Below are 25068 nucleotides of genomic sequence, written 5' to 3'. Positions count from 1 at the left end.
TCATGCGGCCACCTTGTCGCCTGCTGGCGTCTCCGTGGCCGCGAGCACGGCGTGGGCAACGATCTCGCGCACCGCGTCCAGCCTGTATTCGGCGCTGCCGCGCACATCGCCGATCGGCGACAGCTCAGTCATCGGCGCCGACCGGACCGCGGCGACAAGCCCGGCGCCCACGGCAAGCCCGCGCAGCGCCGTCTCGACCCCGGGCAACCGCCTGGCGACGGCGGAACACGAGCCGACGGCCACGGCCGCATCCGCGACAGTGCCGTTCTCGACAACCAGACGCGCCGCCACCATGGCGATGGAGATGACGAGATAACGCCGGGCGCCGAGCTTGACGAAGGCCGATGTGCCGGAGGGTTTCGGCACGCGGATGGCAGTCACCATCTCGCCAGGCTGCAAGGCGGTACGGCGGTTGCCGAGGATGAACTGCGACAAGGGCAGATAGCGTGTCGCCGCCACCGAGCGCAGTTCTACCTCGGCGTCGAGCACGAGCAGGCCCGGCACACCATCGGCGGCCGGTGAAGCGTTGCAGAGATTGCCGGCGACCGAGGCGACGTTCTGGATCTGCGCCGAGCCGACCTCCCGCGCCGCCTGTTTCAAGGCGTCAAAGGCTGGCGGCAAGGGGTGGCGGATGACATCGGTCCATGTCGTGCGCGCGCCGACGATCCAGTGGCTGGCGGTTTCGGCGATGCCGCGCAGCGTTGTCAGGCCGTTGACATCGAGGACATTGTCGCGAAACGGCTTGCTTCCCTGTACCGGATAGAAATCCGTGCCGCCGGCAAGAATGCGCCAGGTGCCGCCGCCAAGCAGCGCGAGCGCCTCGTCGACCGTGGTGGGTTTCGCGTAACGGATCACGCTTTCCTTCCCAATAAGATGGGCCTTCCCAGTAAGATGGCCTTCCCAACAAAATGGGCTTTCCCAACAAGATGGGGCCTTCCCCGAGATCGGCCCTCCCAAGACGTTTTGCCTGGGAATATCCTGCCGGCTTTCGATCCAGAAAATTCATTCGTATGCAAATGATATCAAGACGGCGGAATTTGTCAAAGCCAGAGTTTACGCCGGTGCCCATGTGGCGGGCATCGCCACGTATTTGTTATTCCGCTGGAGGTTGACGCGGCCCGCCATCTGGTCAAGTTTCTCCCTCCGGTCGCGCCAGCGGCTTCTTCTTTCGCCGGGCGCCTCATTCGGAGCCCGACCGCAGCCTGACAGGAAGGAAACTCCATGGCCGACGAAGCGCTCGTTGTCATCGACCTGCAGAACGACTTTTGCCCGGGCGGCGCGCTGGCCGTTGCCGGCGGCGACGAGATCGTGCCGCTGGTCAACGACATGATCCGGCGAACCGACCATGTCGTGCTGACGCAGGACTGGCACCCCGCCGGCCATTCCAGCTTTGCCTCCAGCCATCCGGGTTCGCAGCCCTATTCGACGATCGAAATGCCATACGGTGCGCAGACCTTGTGGCCGGACCATTGCATCCAGGGCAGTCTCGGTTCGGATTTCCACTCGGGGCTGGCCTGGACCAAGGCCGAACTCGTCATCCGCAAGGGATTTCGTCCCGCCATCGACAGTTACTCCGCCTTCTTCGAGAACGATCACGCGACGCCCACCGGACTCGCCGGTTATCTCCGGGAACGCGGCATCGACACGCTGATCCTGGTCGGCCTGGCGACCGATTTCTGCGTCGCCTTCTCGGCGCTGGATGCGGTCAAACAGGGGTTTAGAACCACGGTCAGGCTCGATGCCTGCCGTGGCATCGATCTCAACGGATCGCTCGAGACAATGCTGGCGAGAATGCGCGACGCCGGCGTGACGCTCGAAGATCATACGTCGGACTGACCGCACCGTGGCGGGCAGAGGGGGATGCATGCCGATGGCGATCGGGGCGGCCGGCGTGATCATCGTCGCGTTGCTGTTTCCGGTATCGGCCTTCGCCGCCGAAGAGCATGGCCTGCCGGGCGCCGCCATGTCGCTCTGGTGGGCGCTGCCTTTTGCCGGACTGCTCCTGTCGATCGCCACCGGTCCGCTGCTGTTCCACCATGTCTGGGAACACCACTACGGCAAGATCGCTGCCTTGTGGGCGGCGCTGGTGATCGTGCCGCTCGCGGTCGCCTTCGGCGCCCCGGCGGCAACCGAGGCGGTGCTGCACGCGCTGCTTACCGAATACATGTCGTTCATTGTCCTGCTGTTTGCGCTCTACACGATTTCAGGCGGCATCCTGCTTGCCGGCAACATCCACGGGACACCGCTGGTCAATGCCGGACTGCTGGTCGTCGGGGCGGCGCTTGCCTCGGTGATCGGCACGACGGGCGCCTCGATGATCCTGATCCGGCCGATCCTGCGCGCCAACGACAACAGGCCTTTCAATGCCCATGTCGTCATCTTCTTCATTTTCCTGGTGTCCAACATTGGCGGCTCGCTGACGCCGCTCGGCGACCCGCCGCTGTTCGTCGGCTTCCTGCGCGGCGTCGATTTCTTCTGGACGACCGCCAATCTCTGGCGCGAGACGCTGTTCGTCGTGGTGGTCGTGCTCGCCGTCTTCCTGGCGATCGACCTCATCCTGCACCGGCGCGAGGCTGGCGCGCCGAAGATCAAGGATCCAACACCGGATACGAAGGTGCGCCTGCGCGGCCTGGCCAACCTCCCGCTGCTGGCCGGTGTGATCGGCGCCATCCTGCTGTCGGCGGCCTGGAGGCCAGGCGTGAGCTTTTCCGTGTTCGGCGTCGGTCTCGAACTGCAGAACCTGGTACGCGACGCGATCATCCTCGCGCTGGCCCTGCTATCGCTCCCCCTCTCCCACAAGAGCCACCGCCGAGCAAACGGCTTCAACTGGGGACCGATCGCGGAAGTGGCCAAGTTGTTTGCCGGCATCTTCATCTGCATCGTTCCGGTCGTCGCCATTTTGAGAGCCGGCCATGACGGCGCGCTAGCGCCGCTGGTCGCGCTCGTCACCTCGGCGCAAGGCACGCCCAACGACCTCGCCTATTTCTGGCTGACCGGGGCGCTGTCGTCCTTCCTAGACAATGCGCCGACCTATCTGGTGTTTTTCGAGCTGGCCGGCGGCGACCCCCAACACCTGATGACGGAGTTCGCCTCGACGCTTGCCGCGATCTCGGCGGGCGCCGTGTTCATGGGCGCCAACACCTATATCGGCAACGCGCCCAACTTCATGGTCTATGCCATTGCCAGGCACCGCGGCGTCAAGATGCCCGGCTTCTTCGGCTATATGCTGTGGTCCGGGCTGGTGCTAATTCCGACCTTCTTGATCGCCGGCTTTCTGTTTCTCGGTTGATCAGCCGACGCCGACATAGCGCCTGACCGCCGACGGGTCGGCGCGCAGGGCCTCGACATCGACGGTCTCGCGGTTGCGGCCGTTCTCGATGAACGAGACGCGGTCGGCGACCGACAACACAGCGTCGACCCGCTGCTCGACCAGGATGGTGGAGACGCCCAGCTCGCGCAGCTTCGATACAGTCTCGCGGATCTTGGCGATCATGGACGGCATCAACCCTTCGGTCGGCTCATCGAGCAAAAGCACCTGCGGCTCGAGACAGAGCGCACGCGCCATGGCCAGCATCTGCTGCTCGCCGCCGGACAAGGTGCCGGAGCGCTGCCGCAGCCGCTGGCGCAGCAGCGGGAAAAGGTCGAGGACGTTCTCGCGCGTCGCCTTGCCCTTGCCGCGCGCCATCAGCCCGATCTCGATGTTTTCAGCCACCGTCATCTCGGCGAACAGCCGCCTTCCCTGCGGTACATAGGCGACGCCGGCCTTCGGTACTTCATGCGCCGGCAGGCCGGTCAACTCCCGGCCGGCGAGCCTGATCGAGCCGCCATTCGCGGGAACCAGGCCCATGATCGCCTTCAGCGTCGTCGTCTTGCCGGCGCCATTGCGGCCGAACAGGCACAGCACCTCGCCCTTGTTCAGCACGAGATCGAGCCCGTAGAGCACCTGAACCTCGCCATAGAAGCAGTCCAGCCCCGAGATCACCAATGCATCGGTCATGGGGCGGTCCCCAGATAGGCGTCCTGCACCGCCGCGTCGTTTCGGATCGCTTCGGGCGCGCCCTCGGCCAGGATCCTGCCGGCGTTGAAGACGGTGATGCGGTCGGCCAGATGCATGACCACAGGCATGTTGTGCTCGATCAGCAGCACGGTGGCGCTCTTGGCGATGTCGCGTACCAGTTCGACGAAATTGTCGATCTCGCTATCGGCAAGGCCTTGCGTCGGCTCGTCGAGGATCAGCAGGCGCGGTTTCAGCGCCAGGCCCATCGCCACTTCGAGCAATCGCTGATGCCCGTAGGACAACTGCCCGGCCGGCATATGGGCGCGGTCGGCCAGCCCGGTGCGTTCGAGCGCCGACATGACGCCGGCGCGCACCGCACCCTTCGAGCGGCCGTCGCTCAACGTGCGCTGCACCGGCAGCGCGACATTGTCGTAGACAGGCAGGTTGGCGAAAACGCTGGTGATCTGGAAGGTGTAGGCGATGCCCTGGCGGACCCTGACATAGGCCGGCAGGCCGGTGATGTCAGCGCCGTCGAAGAGGATCGCTCCCGAAGATGGCCGGATGCGGCCGCTGACCAGGCTGACGAAAGTGGTCCTGCCCCGTTGGGCCCGATGACGGCGCGGATTTCTCCGGGCATCAAGGTGAAGTCGACGCTGTCGACGGCGCGCAGGCCGCCGAAATTGCGCGACAGGCCCTTGGTGGTCAAAAGCGGCGTCATGGCAACCACCCGAGCCAGCGCTGGCGGATGCTGCCGAGAATGCCCTTGGGGAAGAACAGCACCAGCAGGATCAGCGCGATGCCGACGATCAGCAGATAGGCCGATGTGTAGCCGCTGGTGACGTCGATGACATAGTACATGAACAGCGTGCCGATCAGCGGTCCGAGCGTCGTGGCGGCACCCCCGAGCAGCACCCACAGCAGCGGCAGGATCGAGTATTGCACCGAGGCGAAGCTCGAGCCGACATAGCCGAACAGCAGCGCGTAGGCGGCACCCGAGGCAGCGCAGATCGTGCCGGAGACGACGACGGCGGCGAGCTTGTTGGAGAAGGTGTCGTAGCCCAGCATCTTCGTGCGTTCTTCGTTCTCGCGGATGGCGACCAACACGCGGCCATAGCGGGACCGGACGATGGCGAGCGTGATCAGCAGCACGAGCGAGAACAGCGACAGCGCGCAGATATAGCGCACGGTCGGGTTGGTGAGGTCGAGCGAGGTTGCACCGAAAGAGAGGACCCGCGCTGGCTGCGGCACCACCATGCCCTGGTCGCCCCCGGTCCAAGCCGCGAAATAGAGGATGGCGAGATAAAACACCTGGGCGAACATCATGGTGACGATCATGAAGGCGACACCCGTGGTGCGCAGCGCCAGAAGGCCAATGATCAGGGAGAGGACGGCACCACAACCGAGACCGGCGCCGAATGCCGCGGGCACGCTCCAGCCGAGCTGGATGACGGCGAGCCCGGCGCCATAGAGCCCGGCGCCGAAGAACATGGCGTGGCCCAAACTGAGCAGGCCGACATAGCCGAACAGCATGTTGTAACCCATGGCAAAGACCGCCAGCACCATGATGCGGGCGAGCAGGCCGTGATAGTACTCCGGCAAAAGGAAGCTCAGCACGAAGAGCAGGGCGATGGCGCCGAGATGCAGCGCGTAGGCCTTTGCCGGCGAAGCTTCGCTCATCGCGATGCCGTCCCGAACAGGCCTTGCGGCCGGAACACCAGCACCATGGCGACCAGCAGCGTGGCGATGATCTTGGCCAAGGTCGGCGAGAAGAACATCGAGATGATGCCGTCGGACAGGCCGATCAGCACGGCGGCGACGACGGTGCCGCGCAGCGAGCCGAGGCCGCCGATGATGACGACGATGAAGGACAAGAGCAGCGGGTCCTGTCCCATCAGGTAGTGCGCCTGGCTGATCGGCACGATCAGCACCGCAGCGATCGCCGCCAGCATGGCGCCAAGCGCGAAGACGCCGCCATAGACGCGGCCGACAGAGATGCCGAAGGCTTGCGCCGTCTCGCTGTCGTACTGCGTGGCGCGCATGATGAGGCCGATCTTCGTGCGCGTCAGCACCAGCCATGTCGCGATCAACAGGACAGCGGATGCGGCGATGATCGACAGCTTGTAGCCGGAATAGCCGAACCACGGCAGAAGGATGCGATAGCTGAAGGGCGGCTCCACCGGCCGCGCTTCGGGACCATAGAAAGTCAACGCCAGCTGCTGGATGATGTAGAGCATGCCGATGGTGGCGACGATGGTGGCTTCAGGGTTGTAATTGAGCCGGCGCAGCACCAGCCGTTCGGCGACCACCGCGACGGCGCCGACGATCAGTGGCGCGATCACCAGCGCCGCCAGGAAGCCGAGCGCGGGGTGGCCGCCGATTGCTGATGTGATCGCCCAGGCAAGCACGGCGCCGAGCATGAAGAACTCGCCGTGGGCGACGTTGACGACACGCATGACGCCGAACACCAGCGACAAGCCCAGCGCCGTCAGCGCCAGCACGGCCGAGGTGACGAGGCCTTCGAGGGTTGCCAGGAGGAGATGAGGTCCGAAGTGCATTGATTACACGCTTGATAGGGCGGCGCGAAGCGCCCCCCTCTGCCCTGCCGGACATCTCCCCCTCAAGGGGGGAGATTGGCGGTACCTGCGACGGCTCTTTTTTTCCATCGTCTGCGATTGGCGAAACCCGCCGTAAAATCCAATCTCCCCCCTTGAGGGGGAGATGTCCGGCAGGACAGAGAGGGGGGCCTGGGCGCTCACGCTTGCTGGAAAAGCAACGCCTACAGCGCCTGCGTCGTGTAATCCCCTTCGGCCTCGTAAAGCCCGTCCTCGATCTTGGTCTTGTGCACGACCTTGAGCTTGCCGCCTTCGACCTTGGAGATGTTCTGGATGCCAAAGCACTGATGAATCTTGCCGTTGAAGGTTTTCGGCCCTTGCGGATGCTCAGGCCCTTCGGCGAATTCCTTCAGCGCTTCGGTCGCCTCGACCAGCTTGGCGCGATCTTCCGGTCCCTTGTAGCCGGCGTCTTCCATCGCCTTCTTGACGACGTAGAGCGTCTCCCAGCAGCCGAACATGTGCGCGGCGGTGGAGACATCCTTGGGATCGCCGACAGCGGCGCCATTGTCGTCGATGCCGACGGCGGCGCGATAGGCTTTCTGCGCGGCGGAATCATCCGGTTGCGCATAGCGCGGCGAGCCCTCCCAAAAGTGGCTGCCGTCGAGGAATTCCAGGCCGGGGCTATTGATGTCGGTGGCTTCGAGCGAATCGATGAAACCGAACAATTGCGGCCGGTTGGAGCCGTAGAATTCGCCGAGTTCCTTGACGAAGGTGAGCACCGCCGGTCCGACCATGACATGGTAGATCACCTCGGTCTCGGCCGGGATCTGCGGGAAATATTTGGTGAAGGACGATTCCGTCGGCGGAATGGCGATCTGGGCAATCACCTCGGCGCCTTGCGCCTTCAGCGCCGGCGGCAGGTAGTCGCGATGGTCGTAGCCGAAGGCGAAATCGGGGAATATCTGCGTCACCTTCTTGCCGGCATTGGCGGCGATCCACGGCGCCATCGACTGGATCTGGCTCTTCACATCGGTGATGCCGGGCTGGAAGACGTAACGGTTGAGCTTGGTCGAGGCGACGTGGTGGCCTTCGCTGACGACGAAATAGGGCATCTTGGCTTCGCCGGCGGCGGGCGCCGAGCCGATGACGACATGCGAGAACAGCGTGCCGAAGACGATGTCGGTCTTGTGCTGTGTGGCGAACTTGCCGACCACCTCGGCGCCGCGGCCAGGATCGGTGCCGTCATCCTCGATGATGACCTCGACCTGACGGCCATTGATGCCGCCGGCGGCATTGATCGCCTTGATCGCGGCGGCGGTGGTCTTCTCATACCAGCGGCCATAGGCGGCGCCGATGCCGGTTCGGTGCGACTGGAAACCGATCTTGATCGGCGCCGAGCTTTGCGCCTGGGAATAGCGGACAAAGCCGGGCGCCATGGCGAGACCGGCGCCGGCGGCGAGACCCTTCAGCGCATTGCGGCGGGTAAGTGTGGTTTTGGAGAGGTCGAAAAATCCGTTCTTGTCAGTCACGTTCGTTCCCCTGTTTTTGCGTTTTGACCAACGATAAGGCGGCTCGAACATCCTCGGCAAGAGGATGCAAAATTGCATGTGTACAAACTAAATCACCAAAGGCTTGGCCTGGCAAGCGAGCTTTCCGTGGGGGCAAGCCCGCACGGGATGGCTTGTCTCATCCGACCGTCGGCGTGGCAAGCAGCCAAAGACCGAAAATGGTGTAGGCGATCATCAAAACAGTGAGCGGAAACTGGCTGAGCGCGGCGCGAGTGGGCTGGGGATGCAGGCGCCAGGCAAAGCCGTGGGCGACGAGAACCGCCAGCACATGGCCAAGGATGATGGCGCTGGCCTGGACATTCCACAACCACCATGCGGAGCCGGCGCCGGCAACGATGCCGGCTTCGACCTGCATGTCGGCGGTGCCGAACAGGTTCCAGCCCAGCGCGAATGGATCGGACAGGGAGGCCAAAGCATACTGGCCGTCGACCAGCAGCGCCGTCAGATAGTGCGCGACATGATAGGCGAGCGCGATCGGCACGATCGACCACACCAGCAGTCCCGCCGACTGGGCGAGAGACCGATCGCTGCGGGCAAGACGCTGGCCGAGAAAGACGGCGAGAAGGAACACCGCTGTCAGCAGCGCGAATGTCATACCGAGTCCCAGCGTGCCGCTGTCGATCACCGCCGTGCGGCCGGGAAATTCCAGCGGGTTGATGCCGAACAGGCCGAGCCAGAAGAAGGTTTTCGACAGGCCGTCGAACGAGACCGAGGACAGAGCGAGCAGCAGGAACGCCATGCCGCTGGCCGGCAAGGGTTCGGCCGCCAGCAGCTTGGCGCCCGGCCAGCACAGCGCGAGCCGGCCGTCATCGTCGCGCGCGACGGGCGCGAAGCGCGACACCATCGAGAAGAAGATGCCGAGGAATTCGCCGCCGCGGCTCCACTTATCGTAGCCGAACACCAGCATGGCGATAAAAGTAACCAGCCAATAGAAGCCGGCGGCAAAGGCAAGCCGTGCCGGATCGTCCGGCGCCGGATCGATGAGTTCGAACCAGGCAAAGGCCAGGAACAGGATGACGGCCGGCCAGCAGCCAAGCCATTGCCGAAGTTGCCTGGCCACCTCATCGCCTCTGCCCGTCAGGCGGGACAGCAACCGCCAGGGGCCGTACCACGGGTTGAGCCACGACCAGAGATCGCCGAACACCCCTTGCAGCAGGGTCAGCCCGGCCCATAGCAGCGTCCACACCACCAAAGGCAGCGGATTGGAAAGCGGATCGCGGCTCCCGATGAAGCCGGCGGTGATGAGGATTGCCAAGCCGGCAAAGGAAATCAGGCTGATAACGATCCGGGCGCCGTCGCTGAATGTGAAAAGCGGTACGCGCCGACGCCAGAAACGGTCGAGGGAAGCAGGTGGGAGCAATGCCAGGACGAGGAAACTGGCTGCTACGGCGAAGGCGCCGCCGATGAGATAATAGCCGGTTGGAAGGAGCAGGACGTGGCCACGGTCGGAGGCGTGGGCGAAGGCGGGGGTGGGTAAGACGAGCCCCAAAGCGGCAGACAGCAACGCTAATGACCAGCGACAGCCCTCTACGGCGGGACTCGACCTCTCCAAGATCCCGCCTACCTCCTCAAACCTTGACCAGTTGCTCCACGCGATCCTTAGCGCCAAAAATGCGCAAATACCGCTCGATCTCCTTGAGATCGCCGGTCGCCTTGGCCGGGTTGTCGGACAGTTTCACCGCCGGCCTGCCATTGGCCTCGGTCACCTTGCAGACCAGCGATATGGCATCGAGGCTGTTGGTCTCCGTCGGCGCGCAGCCTTCGAAATCATTCGTCAGGTTGGTGCCCCAGCCGAAGGACATGCGCACCTTGCCTTTGAAGTGGCGGTAGGTTTCCTCGATGGTCTCGACCTCGAGCCCGTCGGAGAAGATCAGCAGCTTCTGCCTGGGGTCCTTGCCCTTCTCGCGCCACCAGTCGATGATTTTCTCACCGCCCTCGATCGGCGGCGCGCTGTCGGGACGGAAGCCCGTCCAGTCGGCGACCCAGTCCGGCGCGTCGCGCAGGAAGGAAGCGGTGCCGAAGGCGTCGGGCAGCACGATCAGCAGATTGCCGCCATAGTAACGCTGCCAATCCTGCAGCACCTTGTAGGGTGACTGCTTCAGCTCTTTTTCCGAATTGGCGAGTGCCGCAAACACCATCGGCAGTTCATGCGCGTTGGTGCCGAGCGCTTCGAGGTCGTTGTCCATGGCCAGAAGCACATTGGAGGTGCCGGTGAAGGCTTCGCCAATGCCTTCCTTCAGCGCCTCGACGCACCAGCGCTGCCACAGGAAGGAATGGCGCCGCCGGGTGCCGAAATCGGAAATGCGGATGCCGGGCAGCGCCTTCAGCCGTTCGGTCTTGGCCCACATCTTGGCCTTGGCGCGGGCATAGAGCACGTCGAGCGCGAACGGCCCGAACGACCGCAATGCGGCCCGCGAACGCAATTCGTTGATGATGGCGAGCGCGGGGATCTCCCACAGCGTGGTGTACATCCACGGGCCGGAGAAGGAGAGCTCGTACTGGCCGTCATGCCTGGAGAGCTCATAGTCGGGCAGCCGGAAGCCTTCCAGCCAGGCGAGGAATTCCGGTTCGAAAATCTGCTTGCGGCCGTAGAAATTGTTGCCGCCGAGCCAGATCATCTCCTTCTTGGAGAAGCGCAGCGTGCGGGCATGGTCGAGTTGTTCGCGCAACTCGCCTTCGTCGATCTCGTCGGCGAGCCGAACCGAGGTGGTGCGGTTGATCAGCGAAAAAGTGGCATCGACCTTGGGATACATCCCCCAGATCATCTGCAGCATCAAAAGCTTGTAAAAATCGGTATCGAGCAGGCTGCGCACGATCGGGTCGAGCTTCCAGGTGTGGTTGTAGACGCGCCGCGCAATATCGGTCTTGGCCATGTCTCGTTACCGCCTTCGCTGCTCTGCCACCACAATAGCGACAGGCCTCATAGCATCGAATTGACCAAAACGCTCCCCGCTTTCAGGCTGGCCCGACAAAAAGAAAGCCCTGCGTGCGGCTACGAGGGTTTGCCGCCCATCACCTTGAGCGCTGGACGTTTGCGGCGGGTGACGAGGCGGCCCGCCACGGGGGCGCCGGCGCGGCCGTCATCCCCCGCCTTCTCGGCGAACAGCCAGTCCATGAACACCTGCACGATCGGCGTCGCCCGCATTTCGTTGCGGCAAACGACATAGAAATCATCGACCGCGGGCACCGACAGGCTGAACGGAGCGACCAGCATGCCCCTGGCCAGCAGCGCGCTTGCCGTCACCGAGTCGCCCAGCGCCACGCCATGGCCGTGCACCGCGGCCTCCGCCGTCATGCGCGCATCGCCGAGATGATGGCGCCGACCGCGCTCCAGGTCCAGCGCGTCGGCGGCGGCCAGCCAGGTGTGCCACTCGCGGCCATCGTCACCATGCAGCAAGACATGGTCGGCGAGGTCGCGAACATTGCGGATCGGCCGGTTGTTGATCAGCGTCGGGCTGACCACCGGGAACAGCTCCAGGCCCGACCATTTGCGCATCCAGCAATCGGTCCAGCTGCCATCGCCATAGTGCACGCAGACATCGATATGCGGCGCCCGGATATCCCTGGGGTCGTTGGAGGGGATGAGCGTCAGCTGGATATCAGGATATTGCGCGGTGAAGCTGCCGAGCCTCGGCGTCATCCACAAAAGCAGCAGTGCCGGCACGCAGGACACCGACAGCGCGCCGCTGCTTGCCGGCCGCGTCAGCCTTTGCGTTGCGGCGGCGATGCCGTCGAAGGCCGTCGACACCGCCGGCAAAAGTTCGGCGCCATGCGGGGTCAGCTTGACCCGCTGGCCGACGCGTTCGAACAACTTGACGCCGAGCGATTGCTCCAGCGCCTTGATCTGGTGGCTGACGGCGCCATGCGTGACATTCAGCTCACTCGCCGCCTTGGTCAGCGAGGCATGGCGCGCCGTGGCCTCGAAGGCGCGCAGTGGGTTGAGAGGTGGCAGGCGCTTGGCCATGGACGCTCCGCTTCATTGTGAGATTTTCTCACAGAAACCACCCTAACAATATCAATTGCTTTTTCAATGCGGCTGCCGGACACTTTTGCCCGGAACAACATCAAGACGTGAAATCTGCATTCAGCCAGCGGGACAGCGGCCCGGCCGGATGACGGTCGGTTCGCCCGAGATCACCGACGGCAACACTGCATCACCTGAGGAGGAGCGGATATGGGATACGATCGCGGCAAGCTCGACGCGCTGCGTCGCAAATATGGCGAGAGCCATGGCGGCGAGATGTTCGACCCGAAATTCCGCAAGGTCGCCGACAAGATCTTTTCCAAGAGCGGCACGCGGCTGGCGCCCTATTCCGGCATCCCGACGTTCCTCACGGCGCCTTATCGCGAAATCGCCGCTGACAATCCGGACTTTGGTGACCTGCAGGTGGCGATCATTGGCGTGCCGATGGATCTTGGCGTCACCAACCGGCCGGGCTCGCGCTTCGGGCCGCGCGCATTGCGGGCCATCGAGCGCATCGGCCCCTACAATCATGTGCTGGAATGCGCGCCGACGCATGAGCTCAGGGTCGCCGACATCGGCGACGTTCCGTTCCAGAGCCGCTACAGGCTGGAGACCAGCCATGAGGATATCGAGCGGCGCATCAATCAGATCGTCGACGCCGGTGTCATCCCATTGTCGGTCGGTGGCGACCACTCGATCACGCACCCGATCCTGAAGGCTGTCGGCAAGAAGGCGCCGGTCGGGCTCATCCACATCGACGCCCATTGCGACACCAGCGGGCTGTTCGACCTGACCAAATTCCACCACGGCGGACCGTTCCGCAACGCGGTGCTGGACGGCGTGCTCGACCCGACGCGCACCATCCAGATCGGCATACGCGGCGCCGCCGAGTATCTGTGGGAGTTCACCTACGAGTCCGGGATGACCGTGGTCCATGCCGAGGAGGTGACCGGGCTCGGCATTCCCGCCATCATCGAGAAGGCGCGCAAGATCGTTGGCCATGGCCCGACCTATGTGTCCTTCGACATCGACAGCGTCGATCCGGCCTTCGCGCCGGGCACCGGCACGCCAGAAGTCGGCGGGCTGACCACGCGCGAAGTGCTCGAGCTGCTGCGCGGCCTCAAGGGCCTCAACATCGTCGGCGGCGACGTCGTCGAGGTGGCGCCGCAATATGACGCGACCACCAACACCGCGCATGCCGGCGCGCAGGTGCTGTTCGAGATCCTGAGCCTGATGGTGTTCAGCCCGGCCCTCGCCGGCAAGGGAGCCTGACGGCCGGAAAGCAAAGGCGGCCGCCGCGCTGGAGCCGGCGGCCGACCCAAACAATCAAAAGCATCCAGAAGGGGAATGACAATGACAATCCGATCGACGTTCAAATCATCCATCGCCGCCGTCCTGGTCCTGGGCGCGGCAGGTCTCGGCCTCGCCACGCAGGCGGCCAAGGCCGACGCGCTGGCCGATATCACCAAGGCCGGCACCATCAATGTCGGCGTTTTCGCCGACTTCCCGCCTTTCTCCTCGGCCAGTTCCGACATGAGCCTCAAGGGCTACGACATTGATGTCGCGCAGTACATCGCCGACACGCTCAAGGTGAAGCTCAACACCGTGGCCGTCACCGGCCAGAACCGCATCCCTTACCTCAACGACCACCGCGTCGACATCCTGATGAGCGTCGGCTACTCGAAGGAACGCGAGCAGGTCATCGACTTCGCCGCCGCCTACGCGCCGTACTACATCGCGGTGATCGGTCCGGCGGCGATGTCGGTGAAGGGCAAGGAAGACCTTGCCGACAAGTCGATCGCCGTCAATCGCGGCACGCTGGAAGACACCTCGCTCACCGAGGCAGCGCCCGCTTCTGCCGACATCAAGCGCTTCGACAACTACAATTCGGTGATCCAGGCCTTCATTTCCGGCCAGACCCAGTTGATGGTCGTCGGCAACGATGTCGGCGCCCAGGTTCTGGCGAAGCAGGACGTGCTGAAGCCGGAACAGAAGTTCCAGCTTCTGACCTCGCCCTCGCATATCGGCCTCAACAAGAATGAGGATGCCCTCAAGAAGGCCGTCAACGATGCCGTCGCCAAGATGCTGGCTGACGGCAAGCTGGATGAAAGCTCGAAGGCCTGGCTGAAGACGCCGCTCAACCCCGACAACCTCAAGGATTGAGCTGCCGTGGCCTTCGGCTGGCTTCCAGGTGCCGTGAGCGACATCGCCCACGGCGCCGCCACGACGATCCTTTTGATCGCCGTGACAACGCTGGCGGGAACGCTGCTCAGCATCCTGGGGGCCGCCGGACGGCGAAACGGTCCCGCTCTGCTGCGCCACGCCATCGCCTGGTATGTCGAGGTGATGCGCAACACGCCTTTCCTGGTGCAGCTGTTTTTCATCTTCTTCGGTCTGCCGAGCCTCGGCATCAGGCTCGACCCGATCCTCGCGGCCATGCTGGCGATGACGCTCAACATGGCCGCCTATACGATCGAAATCGTCGGCGCCGGGCTCGACGCGGTGCCGCACGGGCAGACGGAAGCGGCGCTGGCACTCGGGCTGCGGCCGCGCCAGGTGTTCATCAAGATCGTACTGCCGCAGGCGCTCAAGGTGATTTATCCCGCGCTGACCAGCCAGATCGTCATCATGATGCTGGAGTCGGCCGTCGTGTCGCAGATCGCCGTGCGCGAGCTGACCTATGAGGCCGACATGCTGCAGGCGCGCACTTTTCGCTCGTTCGAGACCTATTTCGTCGTGACGCTGGTCTATCTCGCCCTGTCGATGGCCCTGCGCCGGCTGCTGGTCACCGGCGGGCGCCGCGCGCTCGGAGCTGGCGTGTCATGATCGAGTTCACCCTCTGGGACATCGTGCGCAACCTGCTGCTGGCCACACGCTGGACGGTGCTGTTGTCGCTGGCTGCCTTTGTCGGCGGCGCCGTGGTCGGGATGGCGGTGCTGTTCCTGCGGATTTCCAGGAACAAATGGAGCCGGCGCCTTGCCTCCGGCTATATCGCGCTGTTCCAGGGAACGCCGCTGTTGATGCAGCTCTTCCTGATGTTCTTCGGTCTGCCGATGCTCGGCCTACGCATCGAGCCCTGGACGGCGGCCGTGCTCGGCCTGACCTTCTTCGCCAGCGCCTATCTGGCCGAGATCTGGCGCTCCGGTGTCGACGCGCTGCCGCTTGGTCAATGGGATGCCGGAGCCAGCCTCGGCCTGCACTATCTGCAGGAACTCAGGCTGATCATCCTGCCGCAGGCGTTCGCCATCACCCGCGCGCCGACCGTCGGGTTCCTGGTGCAATTGATCAAGTCGACAGCGCTGACCTCGATCATCGGCTTCGAGGAGCTGGTGCGGACCTCGAACGCCATCAACAACGCCACTTTCGAGCCGTTCAAAGTCTACGGACTGGTGGCGCTCATCTTCTTCGTCATGTGCTTTCCACTGACGCAATATGCGCGCAGACTTGAGAAGCGAGCGTCGGCGATCTGAGCCGCGAGAGCACGTTGCGTTGGCCAACATCGACCGCGACTACATTGAGTGATTTCGGTGGTGGCTTGACCTGCGCTGAAGGCCGGCGGCGGGCATTATCGCGCAGGCCGCACGCGAATGAAGGCGGCACATGGAGAAGCCGTTTGGCAGCTCCAGCGCTTTACATCTGCAGCCGGTCACCTAGTTTTAGAGTTTCGCGCCGCGCACTTTGGTGCGTGGATGATCGAAAACGGGACCGTGACCTCTGGCCGGTCCCCTCAAAAAGCTCCCAAAAGGATAACTGCCATGACACAGGCCAAGAATGGCGACACCGTGCGCATCAATTATACTGGATGTCTGGCCGACGGCACTCAATTCGACGCTTCCGGCGGCGAACCGTTGCAATTCACCCTGGGTGAAGGGCAGGTGATCTCCGGTCTTGAAACCCATGTCGAGGGCATGGAGGTCGGCGCGAAAAGCACCGTCACCGTTCCCGCCGAAGCCGCCTATGGCCCCCACCGCCCCGAAGCGGTCATGACCATCGACCGCGCCCGCGTGCCGGATAACATCAATGTCGATATCGGTACCCGATTGCAGGTCAGAACCAGCGAGGGGCGCCCCATGCCGGTAACGGTCGTCGGCGTGAACGACGCCAGCGTCAAGCTAGACGGCAATCATCCGTTGGCCGGAAAGGACCTGGTGTTCGACGTTGAACTGGTCGAGATCGTCCAGGCGGCGTAGTTCCGGCGTCAACGGGATGAATCACGACTGAAAGTTCGGTGTTCTTCGTCGCGGTGGCGGCGCTGGTGTTCGGGTCGATCGCCGGGTTCGGCGATATCCGCAGGCTGCTCTGCGCGACGTCGTCGGACGGCAACTGATTGAGCCAGACGAAAACGGGAATTGCCCAACCAATGGCAAGGACCAGGAATGACAAGGTGAACGCGATCACCCGGCGTTGGGGCCCCTCATCGTGCTTGGGTGGCGCCGGGTGGCTCGGCCAGGGTGAGCTGATTGCCGTCCGGATCGCGAATATGCGCCACCCTGCCGAAATCGCCGGCTTTTTCTTTTCCCAGGGTCAGGCCCACGCGTTCCAGCGATGCACGGGCCTTGTCCATGTTTGGCACGACGATCGTGCACATGCTTGATCCAGCGTTGCTTTCATTGAGAAATATCTGGATGTTTGCGCCCGCGACGCCACGCCACTGGATCAGGCTGTCCATGGGACGGTCGTCCGGCCGGCGTTCGAACAGGAGTGTGTAAAAGCGCTCCGACGCTGCCATATTCGTCGTGGCCAGAGCGGCGTAAATACCTTGGATATCCATCGTGTGCCTCAATCCTGATTGAAATCCGCCAACGCTTGAACATTGAGTGAGTTCCGCATTTGGCGCGATTTCGGCAGGTCTGGCGTCTCGGCGCTTCTGATAGCGCCATTTGATGAGCAGCGATGTTGAGCCATGCGGCCCTTTGCTATCGGCACCCGTGGTCTCAATGTCCGAACGCCAGCGACGGCGCGATGCGGTTGCGCCGCAGCCAGCGCGCCAGAAGCAGCGCCGCCACCACGGCCAGCCCCGATGAGAGGCCGATCCAGATGCCGACGCCGTGGAAGCCGAAATGGAAGGCGAGCAGCACGCCGAGCGGCAGGCCGACGCCCCAGTAGCCGATCGCGGCATAGATCATCGGCACCTTGGTGTCGTGCAGGCCGCGCAGCATGCCGGCGGCAACCGCCTGCGCGCCGTCGAAGACCTGGAACAGGGCGGCAAAGACCAGGAACGACACGGCAAGCGCGATCACCCTGGCATTGGCGGGATTGCCCAGGTCGATGAAGGCGCTGATCAGGAGATGCGGCCAAAGCACCATCACCAGCCCCATCAGCGCCATGAACGAAACGCCGATGACGAAGGCGGTCCAGCCGGCACGCGACACGCCCTCGGGATTGCCGGCGCCATGCGCCAGTCCGACCCGAACCGTCACCGCCTGGTTGAGGCCGAGCGGGACCATGAAGGAGATCGAGGCGATCTGGATGGCGATCGCGTGCGCGGCCAGCGAATCGGCGTCGATCAGGCCCATCAGCAGCGCCGCCGCGTTGAAGATCGTCACCTCGAAGGCGAGGATGCCGGCGATCGGCAGGCCGAGCCGCAGCAGGCCCTTGAAGCGCGGCCAGTCGGACCGCCAGAAGCGGCCGAACAGATGGTAGCGCCGGAACTTCTTCTCCCACATCACCACGACAGCCATGCCGACGAACATCAGCGTGCTGGACAGCGAGGTGGCAAGGCCCGAGCCGGCGATGCCCATCGCCGGAACACCCAGATTGCCGAACATGAACACCCAGTTCGCAAACACGTTGAAAGCCACGGCGACGAAGACGATGACCAGCGCCCAGCCCGGCCGCTCGAGCGCCGAGATGAACGAACGCAGCACGATGTAGCCGTAGAAGGGCAGCACCGCCCATTCGAGCCAGCGCAGATAGATGCCGGCCTGATGCGCCAGCGCGGGCTCCTGCCCCATCGCCAGCAGGATGGCCTCGCCGTGCCAGAGAACGAGCCAGATCGGGATCGAGATCAGGATTGCCAGCCAGAGGCCCTGGCGCACGGTGCGGCGCAGGTCGCGCACGGAATGGCGGCGGCGGCCAAGCTCGGTGGCGATCATCGGCGAGGTCGCCAGCATCAGGCCGAGGCCGAAGATCAGCGGCATGAAATAGAGGTTGGCGCCAAGCGCGCCGCTGGCCAGCGTATCGGCACCGAGGCGCCCCATCATCATGACGTCGGTCGCGGTCATCGCCGTCTGGCCGAGATTGGTCAGCACCATCGGCCAGGCCAGCGCCAGCGTCGCCCTGATTTCCTGGCGCCAAAGATTTTCCGGCGCGCGGGCGCCGGCTTCGATCGCGGACATTGTCCTGCTCTTTCAAGGTTGCGGCGCATCGGCAAAGAGCCGGAAGCCGCATTGCAAACGGCAAAACCTTCGGTTTCGCGGCGTTTGCGCCGTCTATTGAACGAAATGCGACATGAAGGCAAGGGAGGAGGCGCGTGAACAGATTGAGCCAGCGGCTTTGCCCGGCAGGCGTCGCCTCGTTCCCTTGCCGGCCGGGGGCTGCTACGGATTGGACATCGGCAACCGGCGAATGTGGGAGGCAGGATGGCGTTCAGGCGCAGAAAGAACCCGGCCGCGATCCCGCGCACGGTGCCTTCCTTCGAGCATATCGTCACCGAGGCGAGCGACAGTTTCCTGTGGCGCCTCGACGACTATCCCTGGGAGCGCAATGTCTGGAATTTTCATCCGGAATACGAGATCCATCTGCTCAGGAAGTCCTCCGGCGTCGTGCTGGTCGGCGACCATATCGGCGAGTTCGGCCCGGGCTACCTGACCATCGTCGGCGGCGGCCTGCCGCATGACTGGGTCACCGCGGTGCAGCCGGACGAATTGATCGAGGGCCGTGACATCGTGCTGCAATTCGATCCCGAGCGGCTGCGCGGATCGGCGGGATTGTTGCCGGAACTGCGCGAACTGGAGCCGTTCCTGGAGCGGTCGCTGCGCGGCATCGTCTTCCACGGCCGAACCGCGCTTGAAGGCGCCGCGCTCATGGAGCGGATGGGCACGGTGCAGGGGCTCGCCCGCCTCTGCCTGTTCCTCGAACTGGTCGACCTGCTGGCCAGGACCGACGAATACGAGCTGTTGTCGTCGCCGGATTTCTCGCCGGTTCTCGACGCCGCTTCGCTCGATATCATCCAGCGCACGCTGACCTATCTGTTCCAGCACTTCGCCGAGGATCTCAAACTGCCTGACATGGCCGATCTGGCCGGCATGACTGAAAGCACTTTCTCGCGCTTCTTCCAGAAGAACACCGGCAATTCGTTCAGCGACCATCTTGCCAAGCTGAGGCTCTGGCAGGCCTGCAAGCTTCTGGCCGATACCGACGTCCCGATCACCGATATCTGTTTCCAGGTCGGCTACATGAACATCTCCAATTTCAACCGCGCCTTCCTGCGCAAGCACAAGATGACGCCGTCATCCTATCGCAAGCTGTCGCGACAGCGTCTGGCGATGCGCGCATAAGCGCTTCCTGAACCATCGTTTTGGACCAGATCGATACTCGTGTGACAGGCTCCCCATAAGGAGGCCGGCTTTTGCGTTGCACAATGCATAAAAGTACAGGTCTGCTGCAACGGGGCTTCTAGCTTGGCCCATCGCAACCGCGCATTTTGGCGATGGGTGGCAAGTCGTTCGGGCGATGGTGAGGATCGCGTAACCCGAGGACCTGCGCTTCCCGCGACGTATTCCTGGAGGAGAAAAGATCATGAAACCAGTTCGGCTCGCTGCCAGCCTCGGCGCAGCTTTCGTGCTTTCCGCTACCGTTTCAACCATTGCACTGGCGCAGGCGCCGGTCTGCTCGGCACCGGTCAAGGTGCTGGCGCAGCCGCGCGACGGCCTGACGCTTCTGGAGGACTCCAAGGCCGAGTTCGAGAAGCTTGCCGGCGCGAGCTTCAAGATCGATTATCTCAATGAAAACGATCGCCGCGCGAAGTCGCGCGCGGACGCCTCCACCGTCGGCAACTACAACGTCTACTATGTCGATGAAGCGAACGTGGCGCTGTTCGCCTCATCGAAATGGATCGTGCCGCTGACCGATTATTATCCGGCTGATTATGACTATGCCGACTTCGACCCCGGCCGCCAGAAGGTTGCCACCTATGACGGCAAGGTCTGGTTCGCGCCGCTGACCGGCGGCGGCGACCTGATGGTCTACCGCAAGGACGTGCTGGAGGCCGCCGGCATCCAGCCGCCGAAAACGCTGGACGAGCTGATCGCTGACGTGCCGAAACTGACCAACGCCGACAAGGGCATGTACGGCATCGCGCTGCGTGGCGCGCGCGGCTCGGGCGCCAATGTCTGGCGCTGGATGCCGTTCTTCAAGGCCAATGGCGGCAAGTGGTTCGACGGCGACAAGCCAGCCTTCAACTCGGACGCCGCCGTCAAGGCAACCGAGACCTATCTGAAACTGTTCAAGGATTCCGCTCCCGGCACGCAGACCGGCAGCTGGGATGAATCGACCGGCGCCTTCCTGTCGGGCCAGGTCGCGATCCTCGTCGAATCGACGCCGCTTTCGGGCATGGCGGTTGATCCGAAGACCTCGCAAGTGGTCGGCAAGATCGGCTTCCTGCCGCCACCCTCGCCGCTTCCCGGCGGCGGTTACGGCCATGGCCTCGCCATCGCGGCAAAAGCCAATGCCGACGACGCTTCGAAGAAATGCGCCGGCCTGTTCATCGCCTGGGCAACGTCGAAGGAAAACGAGAAGCGCCGGCTCGACGCCCACCAGTTCGGTGAGCTGAACCGCACCAGTATCCTGTCCAGCAAGGAATTCGCCGATATCTACGGCGCCGATCTCGGCCAGGCGCTGGCCGAAACCGGCAAGGTGACGGCGGTGAACTTCTGGCAGGACCCGCGCTGGCCTGATCTCGGCGACCGCTGGGGCATTATCCTCGAGGAGTTGATCGCCGGCACACGCACCGACGTCAAGGGCAGCCTCAACGAGCTCGAGGCCTATGCCAACGAGCTGGTGAAGAAATAGGCCCCTCCCTCTTGCGGCGTACGGTCCGCGGCATTCCCGCGAATGCCGGGACCCGTGCGCCGCAGGAGGGCCTGCCTTTCCCTGAAATGCGCGACGGTTCCGTCATGTCCAGATATCAGCGACACAGCAAGGCCTGAGACCAATGCCTCGACGTTCATCCCTGCCGGTCACCTTTGTCGTGCCGACGCTGGTCATTCTGCTGATCCTGTCGATGGTGCCGACGCTCTATGCCATCGTCATCGCCTTGCAGAACCGCGAATTGAGCGCACCCGGCTATTCCTGGGTCTGGTTCGCGAATTTTGCCGATCTGTTCCTCGACCGCCGCTTCCTCAACGCCGTCTGGGTCTCGGTGAAGTGGGAGGTCGTCACCGTCGTCGCGACGATGGTGGTGGCCATCGGGCTCGGCGTGCTGATGTTCGAGGCCGCCTCGCCGCGCCTGCGCAACCTCTACTGCCTGCTGTTCATCATTCCGGTGCTGTTGCCGCGCGTCTCGGCGGCCTTCGTGTGGAAATTCGCCTATCATCCGCTCTACGGCATCGCCACCTACCCCTACCGCCTGCTCACCGGCGGGCTGATCTTCGATCCGCTGTCCAAGCCGTCGACGGCTTTGTTGGCCGTCGCTTCGGTCGATGTCTGGCAGTGGGGCCTGTTCTTCGCCGTCATCGTGCTGAAGCTGCTGGAGACCTTGCCGCCGCAGCCAATCGAGGCCGCAAGGCTCGACCATGCCAAACGCTGGCAGATCCACGCCTATGTGACCTTGCCGATGCTGAAGGCGCCGTTGATCAGCCTGATGTTCGTCAAGATGATCGAGTCGCTGCGCTCCTTCGACCTGATCTATGTGATGACCCGCGGCGGGCCGGGCGTGGCGACCGAAACGCTCGACATGTACGCCTTCTCGCAAGGCTTCATCGAATCCGGCAAGGTGTCCTATGCCTCGGCCATGGCGGTGCTGATGATGATCGCCACCGTCATCACTTTCACCATGCTGTGGAAGCGGGTGCAGGCATGAAGCCCGGCCGCATCGTCGCCAAGGCCGTCCTGGCCTTCGCCGGCTTCATCGCGGTGTTCCCGCTGCTGTGGACGGCGCTCAACTCGCTGAAGAACAGCGTCGACATCATCACCCGCGTGCCACGCCTGGTGTTTACGCCGACGCTTGCCAACATCAGCTACATCCTTGGCCGCGACAGCGTCATCACCGGCCTCTACAATTCGGTCGTCGCTTGCGGCATAGCCGTGCTGATCGGCGTCGTGCTTGGCCTGCCCGCGGCGTACGCGGTGGCGCGCTATCCCAACCGCTGGGCCGGCGACATCCAGTTCTTCGTGCTGTCGCTGCGCTTCCTGCCGCCGGTGGCGGTGGCGATCCCGCTGATGGTGATCTGGCTGCAGCTCGGCCTCTACGACACTTTGCCGGCTTTGATCGTCACCTACTCGCTGCTCACCATCTCGGTCATCATGTGGCTCGCGATCCCCGCTTTCCAGGGCGTGCCGAACGAGATCGAGGAAGCCGCCTTCGTCGACGGCTACGGCGCTTACGCGGTGTTCTGGCGAATCGCGCTGCCGGTCGCGGCGCGCTCGCTGATAGGCGCGGTCGCCTTCAGCTTCGTGCTGGTCTGGAACGAATTCCTGATCGCGCTGATGCTGTCGAGTTCCAACGCCAAGACCTTGCCGATCGTAGCCTCGGAACTGTCCCAGCAAGGCATGAACGTGCCGTGGGGAATCTTGAACGCCTCGGTCGTGCTCCTGTCGCTGCCGCCGCTGTTGTTCCTCGGCGTGCTCAGCGGTTTCCTGAATTCCGTTTTCCGGCAAAAAAAGAGTTGAAGTGAGGACGACCCGATGCGGGCTTTGGTGCTTGAGAAAAAAGGTGAATTGTCGCTGCGCGAGATCGCATTGCCGCTCGATGTCGGGCCGGACGATGTCAGGATCGCCATCCACACCGTCGGCGTCTGCGGCAGCGACGTGCACTATTACACGCATGGCGCCATCGGCAGCTACATCGTGCGGGCGCCGATGGTGCTCGGCCACGAGGCGGCGGGCACCATCGTCGAGGTCGGCGCCAATGTGACCAGCCTGAAGGTCGGCGACCGCGTCTGCATGGAGCCGGGCGTGCCCAACCTGTCGTCGCGCGCCACAAAACTCGGCATCTACAATGTCGATCCCGACGTGCGCTTCTGGGCGACGCCACCGGTGCATGGCGTGCTGGCGCCCTTCGCCGTCCACCCGGCGGCCTTCACCTACAGGCTGCCGAACAATGTCTCCTTCGCCGAGGGCGCGATGGTCGAGCCCTTCGCCATCGGCATGCAGGCGGCAAGCCGTGCCCGCATCGTCCCGGGCGATGTCGCCGTCGTCGTCGGCTGCGGGCCGATCGGCATCATGATCGCGCTTGCCGCCCTTGCCGGCGGCTGCTCGAAAGTGCTGATTTCCGATTTTTCCGCGCCCAAGCTGAAGATCGCCGCGCAATATGCCGGCATCGTCCCGGTCAATATCGGCGAGCAGTCGCTGGTCGATGCCGTCGCCGCCGCGACCGACAAATGGGGCGCCGACATCGTCTTCGAGGCGAGCGGCAGCCCCAAGGCTTTCGCCGACCTGTTCGACGTCGTGCGGCCGGGCGGCGCGGTGGTGCTGGTCGGGCTGCCGGTGGAGCCGGTGGCCCTCAACGTGCCGGCGGCGATCTCGAAGGAAGTGCGCATCGAAACGGTGTTCCGCTACGCCAACATCTTCGATCGCGCCCTGCAGCTCATCGCCTCCGGCAAGGTCGATCTCAAGCCGCTGATCACCGGCACCTATGATTTCGCCGACAGCATCAAGGCGTTCGAACGGGCCGCCGAAGGCAACCCGCAGGACGTCAAACTGCAAATCCTGCTTACCGGCGAAAAGGACTGACCATGTCCGCGATCGTTTGCTCCCATGTCGACAAGGCCTATGGCGCCACCACGGTGATCCGCGATCTCAACCTCTCGATCGAGGAACACGAATTCGTCGTCTTCCTCGGACCGTCCGGCTGCGGCAAGTCGACCTTGCTCAGGATGCTGGCGGGGCTGGAGGAGATCAGCGGCGGCGAGGTCTCGATCGGCGGCAAGGTAGTCAACGACCTCGATCCCGGCGACCGCGGCATCGCCATGGTGTTCCAGAACTACGCGCTCTACCCGCATATGACGATCTTCGACAACATCGCCTTCGGGCTGCGGCGCCAGAAGGTGCCGGCGCCCGAAATCCGCAAGCGGGTCGAAGCGGTGTCGAGGACGCTCGGGCTCGACCCCTATCTCGGCCGCAAGCCGGCCGAGCTCTCCGGCGGCCAGCAGCAGCGCGTGGCGATCGCCCGGGCGATGATCAAGACGCCCAAGGTGTTCCTGTTCGACGAGCCGTTGTCCAATCTGGACGCCAAATTGCGCAACCATATGCGCGTCGAGATCGCGCGGCTGCACCAGTCGCTGAAGACCACCACCGTCTACGTCACCCATGACCAGCTGGAGGCGATGACGCTAGCCGACCGTATCGTGCTGCTCAAGGATGGCGTCATCGAGCAGGTCGGCTCGCCGGCGGAGATCTACGGCCGGCCGGGCAATATGTTCGTGGCCGGCTTCATCGGCACGCCGAACATGAATTTCATCGAGGTGACGGTCGGCAGGGCGGCGAACGGCTGGACGCTGACCGGCGCCGGAACGGTGCTTTCGTTAGACGGGGCGGGCTTTCATCTCCAGCCTGGCGATCGCGCCGTGCTGGGCATCCGGCCCCCGGACCTGAAGACAGCCAGTGCCGGCGCCGCCGGCATATTGCAAGGCACCGCCGATCTCATCGAATTCCACGGCAATGACGCGCTGGTGACATTCGGCTCCGGCGGCAAGGGGATCAGCGCACTGGTACCGGCACGCGAATGCCCGGTGCTGCATGCCCCTGTCCGCTACACATTCGAGGAAGAAAGCATCCATTTGTTCGACGCGACATCAGGCGCGTCGCTGCGCAAGCAATAGGCAAAGC

At 63.8% G+C, this 25068-nt stretch carries 23 protein-coding genes and 1 pseudogene; 13 read left to right on the top strand and 11 right to left on the bottom strand.

Features of this window, described 5'->3' with window-relative positions; translation table 11 throughout:
* Positions 1-855 (bottom strand): xanthine dehydrogenase family protein subunit M, encoded by an 855-nt coding sequence (locus tag EN845_RS19470; RefSeq protein ID WP_127871281.1) that lies wholly within the window; start codon positions 853-855, stop codon positions 1-3.
* Positions 856-1221: 366 nt separating this feature from the next.
* Between EN845_RS19470 and pncA the strand changes: the two genes are divergently transcribed.
* Positions 1222-1836: a bifunctional nicotinamidase/pyrazinamidase gene (gene pncA, locus EN845_RS19465; RefSeq protein ID WP_127871280.1), complete on the top strand. Its 615-nt coding sequence runs from the start codon at positions 1222-1224 to the stop codon at positions 1834-1836.
* Positions 1837-1864: 28 nt separating this feature from the next.
* Entirely contained in the window at positions 1865-3289 is a 1425-nt protein-coding gene (locus EN845_RS19460) for a sodium:proton antiporter (protein WP_167531397.1), read from the top strand.
* Here EN845_RS19460 and EN845_RS19455 read toward each other — a convergent pair whose 3' ends face one another.
* From EN845_RS19455 to gcvA, 8 genes and pseudogenes are all read right to left on the bottom strand, one after another.
* The gene (locus EN845_RS19455; protein ID WP_127278100.1) at positions 3290-3997 is read right to left on the bottom strand and encodes an ABC transporter ATP-binding protein; all 708 of its coding nucleotides are present in this window, start codon (positions 3995-3997) and stop codon (positions 3290-3292) included.
* A pseudogene (locus tag EN845_RS19450) lies at positions 3994-4715 on the bottom strand (ABC transporter ATP-binding protein). Before EN845_RS19450 ends, EN845_RS19455 begins: the two are co-directional and overlap by 4 nt.
* Positions 4712-5674 (bottom strand): branched-chain amino acid ABC transporter permease, encoded by a 963-nt coding sequence (locus EN845_RS19445; protein ID WP_127871278.1) that lies wholly within the window; start codon positions 5672-5674, stop codon positions 4712-4714. The pseudogene EN845_RS19450 and the gene EN845_RS19445 overlap by 4 nt, the downstream one beginning before the upstream one ends.
* The gene (locus EN845_RS19440; RefSeq protein ID WP_127871277.1) at positions 5671-6552 is read right to left on the bottom strand and encodes a branched-chain amino acid ABC transporter permease; all 882 of its coding nucleotides are present in this window, start codon (positions 6550-6552) and stop codon (positions 5671-5673) included. Before EN845_RS19440 ends, EN845_RS19445 begins: the two co-directional genes overlap by 4 nt.
* Positions 6553-6773: 221 nt before the next feature.
* Entirely contained in the window at positions 6774-8078 is a 1305-nt protein-coding gene (locus tag EN845_RS19430; RefSeq protein WP_127278104.1) for an ABC transporter substrate-binding protein, read from the bottom strand.
* A 157-nt stretch (positions 8079-8235) separates the two neighbouring features.
* Positions 8236-9621 carry a hypothetical protein gene (locus tag EN845_RS19425; protein WP_189522875.1) on the bottom strand — a complete coding sequence of 462 codons (1386 nt, stop codon included), beginning with the start codon at positions 9619-9621 and terminating at the stop codon, positions 8236-8238.
* Between the two features lie 64 nt (positions 9622-9685).
* Entirely contained in the window at positions 9686-10990 is a 1305-nt protein-coding gene (gene pncB, locus EN845_RS19420; RefSeq protein ID WP_127871276.1) for a nicotinate phosphoribosyltransferase, read from the bottom strand.
* Between the two features lie 119 nt (positions 10991-11109).
* Positions 11110-12081 carry a transcriptional regulator GcvA gene (gcvA, locus tag EN845_RS19415; RefSeq protein ID WP_127871275.1) on the bottom strand — a complete coding sequence of 324 codons (972 nt, stop codon included), beginning with the start codon at positions 12079-12081 and terminating at the stop codon, positions 11110-11112.
* Between the two features lie 210 nt (positions 12082-12291).
* On the opposite strand from gcvA, the gene speB reads away from it, so the two are divergent.
* The 5 genes from speB to EN845_RS19390 all read left to right on the top strand — a co-directional run bounded on the left by speB (position 12292) and on the right by EN845_RS19390 (position 16271).
* A complete protein-coding gene (speB, locus tag EN845_RS19410) occupies positions 12292-13353 on the top strand; it encodes an agmatinase (RefSeq protein WP_127279980.1) in 1062 nt (353 codons plus the stop codon).
* A gap of 81 nt (positions 13354-13434) precedes the next feature.
* On the top strand, positions 13435-14244 hold the full coding sequence (locus EN845_RS19405; RefSeq protein ID WP_127871274.1) for a transporter substrate-binding domain-containing protein: 810 nt from the start codon (positions 13435-13437) through the stop codon (positions 14242-14244).
* Positions 14245-14250: 6 nt separating this feature from the next.
* Entirely contained in the window at positions 14251-14907 is a 657-nt protein-coding gene (locus EN845_RS19400; protein ID WP_127279978.1) for an amino acid ABC transporter permease, read from the top strand.
* The gene (locus tag EN845_RS19395; protein WP_127279977.1) at positions 14904-15551 is read left to right on the top strand and encodes an amino acid ABC transporter permease; all 648 of its coding nucleotides are present in this window, start codon (positions 14904-14906) and stop codon (positions 15549-15551) included. Before EN845_RS19400 ends, EN845_RS19395 begins: the two co-directional genes overlap by 4 nt.
* 285 nt (positions 15552-15836) lie before the next feature.
* The gene (locus EN845_RS19390) at positions 15837-16271 is read left to right on the top strand and encodes a peptidylprolyl isomerase (protein ID WP_127279976.1); all 435 of its coding nucleotides are present in this window, start codon (positions 15837-15839) and stop codon (positions 16269-16271) included.
* Between the two features lie 224 nt (positions 16272-16495).
* Here the strand turns inward: EN845_RS19390 and EN845_RS19380 are convergent, their stop codons facing one another.
* Together EN845_RS19380 and EN845_RS19375 are read right to left on the bottom strand one after the other, a co-directional pair.
* Entirely contained in the window at positions 16496-16852 is a 357-nt protein-coding gene (locus tag EN845_RS19380) for a VOC family protein (RefSeq protein ID WP_127279975.1), read from the bottom strand.
* A 163-nt stretch (positions 16853-17015) separates the two neighbouring features.
* Positions 17016-18419, bottom strand: a complete 1404-nt coding sequence (locus EN845_RS19375; RefSeq protein ID WP_127871273.1) for an MATE family efflux transporter — start codon at positions 18417-18419, stop codon at positions 17016-17018.
* Positions 18420-18662: 243 nt separating this feature from the next.
* Between EN845_RS19375 and EN845_RS19370 the strand changes: the two genes are divergently transcribed.
* The 6 genes from EN845_RS19370 (at position 18663) to ugpC (ending at position 25061) form a co-directional block, all read left to right on the top strand.
* Positions 18663-19580 carry an AraC family transcriptional regulator gene (locus tag EN845_RS19370; protein WP_127871272.1) on the top strand — a complete coding sequence of 306 codons (918 nt, stop codon included), beginning with the start codon at positions 18663-18665 and terminating at the stop codon, positions 19578-19580.
* A gap of 241 nt (positions 19581-19821) precedes the next feature.
* On the top strand, positions 19822-21093 hold the full coding sequence (locus EN845_RS19365; protein WP_127871271.1) for an extracellular solute-binding protein: 1272 nt from the start codon (positions 19822-19824) through the stop codon (positions 21091-21093).
* A gap of 142 nt (positions 21094-21235) precedes the next feature.
* Entirely contained in the window at positions 21236-22102 is an 867-nt protein-coding gene (locus EN845_RS19360) for a sugar ABC transporter permease (protein WP_127871270.1), read from the top strand.
* A complete protein-coding gene (locus EN845_RS19355; protein ID WP_127871269.1) occupies positions 22099-22911 on the top strand; it encodes a carbohydrate ABC transporter permease in 813 nt (270 codons plus the stop codon). The genes EN845_RS19360 and EN845_RS19355 overlap by 4 nt, the downstream gene beginning before the upstream one ends.
* A gap of 15 nt (positions 22912-22926) precedes the next feature.
* Positions 22927-23973 (top strand): NAD(P)-dependent alcohol dehydrogenase, encoded by a 1047-nt coding sequence (locus tag EN845_RS19350; RefSeq protein ID WP_127871268.1) that lies wholly within the window; start codon positions 22927-22929, stop codon positions 23971-23973.
* Between the two features lie 2 nt (positions 23974-23975).
* The gene (ugpC, locus tag EN845_RS19345) at positions 23976-25061 is read left to right on the top strand and encodes a sn-glycerol-3-phosphate ABC transporter ATP-binding protein UgpC (protein ID WP_127871267.1); all 1086 of its coding nucleotides are present in this window, start codon (positions 23976-23978) and stop codon (positions 25059-25061) included.
* Positions 25062-25068: the final 7 nt, after the last annotated feature.

It is taken from the genome of Mesorhizobium sp. M8A.F.Ca.ET.202.01.1.1, assembly GCF_004791595.1.
GTDB lineage: Bacteria > Pseudomonadota > Alphaproteobacteria > Rhizobiales > Rhizobiaceae > Mesorhizobium.
This window is presented reverse-complemented; position numbering and strand designations above follow the sequence as displayed.

What these genes read in the sequence shown, in the direction of transcription:
- EN845_RS19405 (WP_127871274.1), top strand. Translation starts at nt 13,435, where the DNA reads ATGACAATCCGATCGACGTTCAAATCATCCATCGCCGCCGTCCTGGTC.
- EN845_RS19460 (WP_167531397.1), top strand. Translation starts at nt 1,865, where the DNA reads ATGCCGATGGCGATCGGGGCGGCCGGCGTGATCATCGTCGCGTTGCTG.
- EN845_RS19440 (WP_127871277.1), bottom strand. Translation starts at nt 6,552, where the DNA reads ATGCACTTCGGACCTCATCTCCTCCTGGCAACCCTCGAAGGCCTCGTC.
- EN845_RS19375 (WP_127871273.1), bottom strand. Translation starts at nt 18,419, where the DNA reads ATGTCCGCGATCGAAGCCGGCGCCCGCGCGCCGGAAAATCTTTGGCGC.
- EN845_RS19350 (WP_127871268.1), top strand. Translation starts at nt 22,927, where the DNA reads ATGCGGGCTTTGGTGCTTGAGAAAAAAGGTGAATTGTCGCTGCGCGAG.
- EN845_RS19360 (WP_127871270.1), top strand. Translation starts at nt 21,236, where the DNA reads ATGCCTCGACGTTCATCCCTGCCGGTCACCTTTGTCGTGCCGACGCTG.
- pncA (WP_127871280.1), top strand. Translation starts at nt 1,222, where the DNA reads ATGGCCGACGAAGCGCTCGTTGTCATCGACCTGCAGAACGACTTTTGC.
- EN845_RS19390 (WP_127279976.1), top strand. Translation starts at nt 15,837, where the DNA reads ATGACACAGGCCAAGAATGGCGACACCGTGCGCATCAATTATACTGGA.
- EN845_RS19455 (WP_127278100.1), bottom strand. Translation starts at nt 3,997, where the DNA reads ATGACCGATGCATTGGTGATCTCGGGGCTGGACTGCTTCTATGGCGAG.
- EN845_RS19355 (WP_127871269.1), top strand. Translation starts at nt 22,099, where the DNA reads ATGAAGCCCGGCCGCATCGTCGCCAAGGCCGTCCTGGCCTTCGCCGGC.
- EN845_RS19395 (WP_127279977.1), top strand. Translation starts at nt 14,904, where the DNA reads ATGATCGAGTTCACCCTCTGGGACATCGTGCGCAACCTGCTGCTGGCC.
- EN845_RS19370 (WP_127871272.1), top strand. Translation starts at nt 18,663, where the DNA reads ATGGCGTTCAGGCGCAGAAAGAACCCGGCCGCGATCCCGCGCACGGTG.
- gcvA (WP_127871275.1), bottom strand. Translation starts at nt 12,081, where the DNA reads ATGGCCAAGCGCCTGCCACCTCTCAACCCACTGCGCGCCTTCGAGGCC.
- EN845_RS19445 (WP_127871278.1), bottom strand. Translation starts at nt 5,674, where the DNA reads ATGAGCGAAGCTTCGCCGGCAAAGGCCTACGCGCTGCATCTCGGCGCC.
- pncB (WP_127871276.1), bottom strand. Translation starts at nt 10,990, where the DNA reads ATGGCCAAGACCGATATTGCGCGGCGCGTCTACAACCACACCTGGAAG.
- EN845_RS19380 (WP_127279975.1), bottom strand. Translation starts at nt 16,852, where the DNA reads ATGGATATCCAAGGTATTTACGCCGCTCTGGCCACGACGAATATGGCA.
- ugpC (WP_127871267.1), top strand. Translation starts at nt 23,976, where the DNA reads ATGTCCGCGATCGTTTGCTCCCATGTCGACAAGGCCTATGGCGCCACC.
- EN845_RS19365 (WP_127871271.1), top strand. Translation starts at nt 19,822, where the DNA reads ATGAAACCAGTTCGGCTCGCTGCCAGCCTCGGCGCAGCTTTCGTGCTT.
- speB (WP_127279980.1), top strand. Translation starts at nt 12,292, where the DNA reads ATGGGATACGATCGCGGCAAGCTCGACGCGCTGCGTCGCAAATATGGC.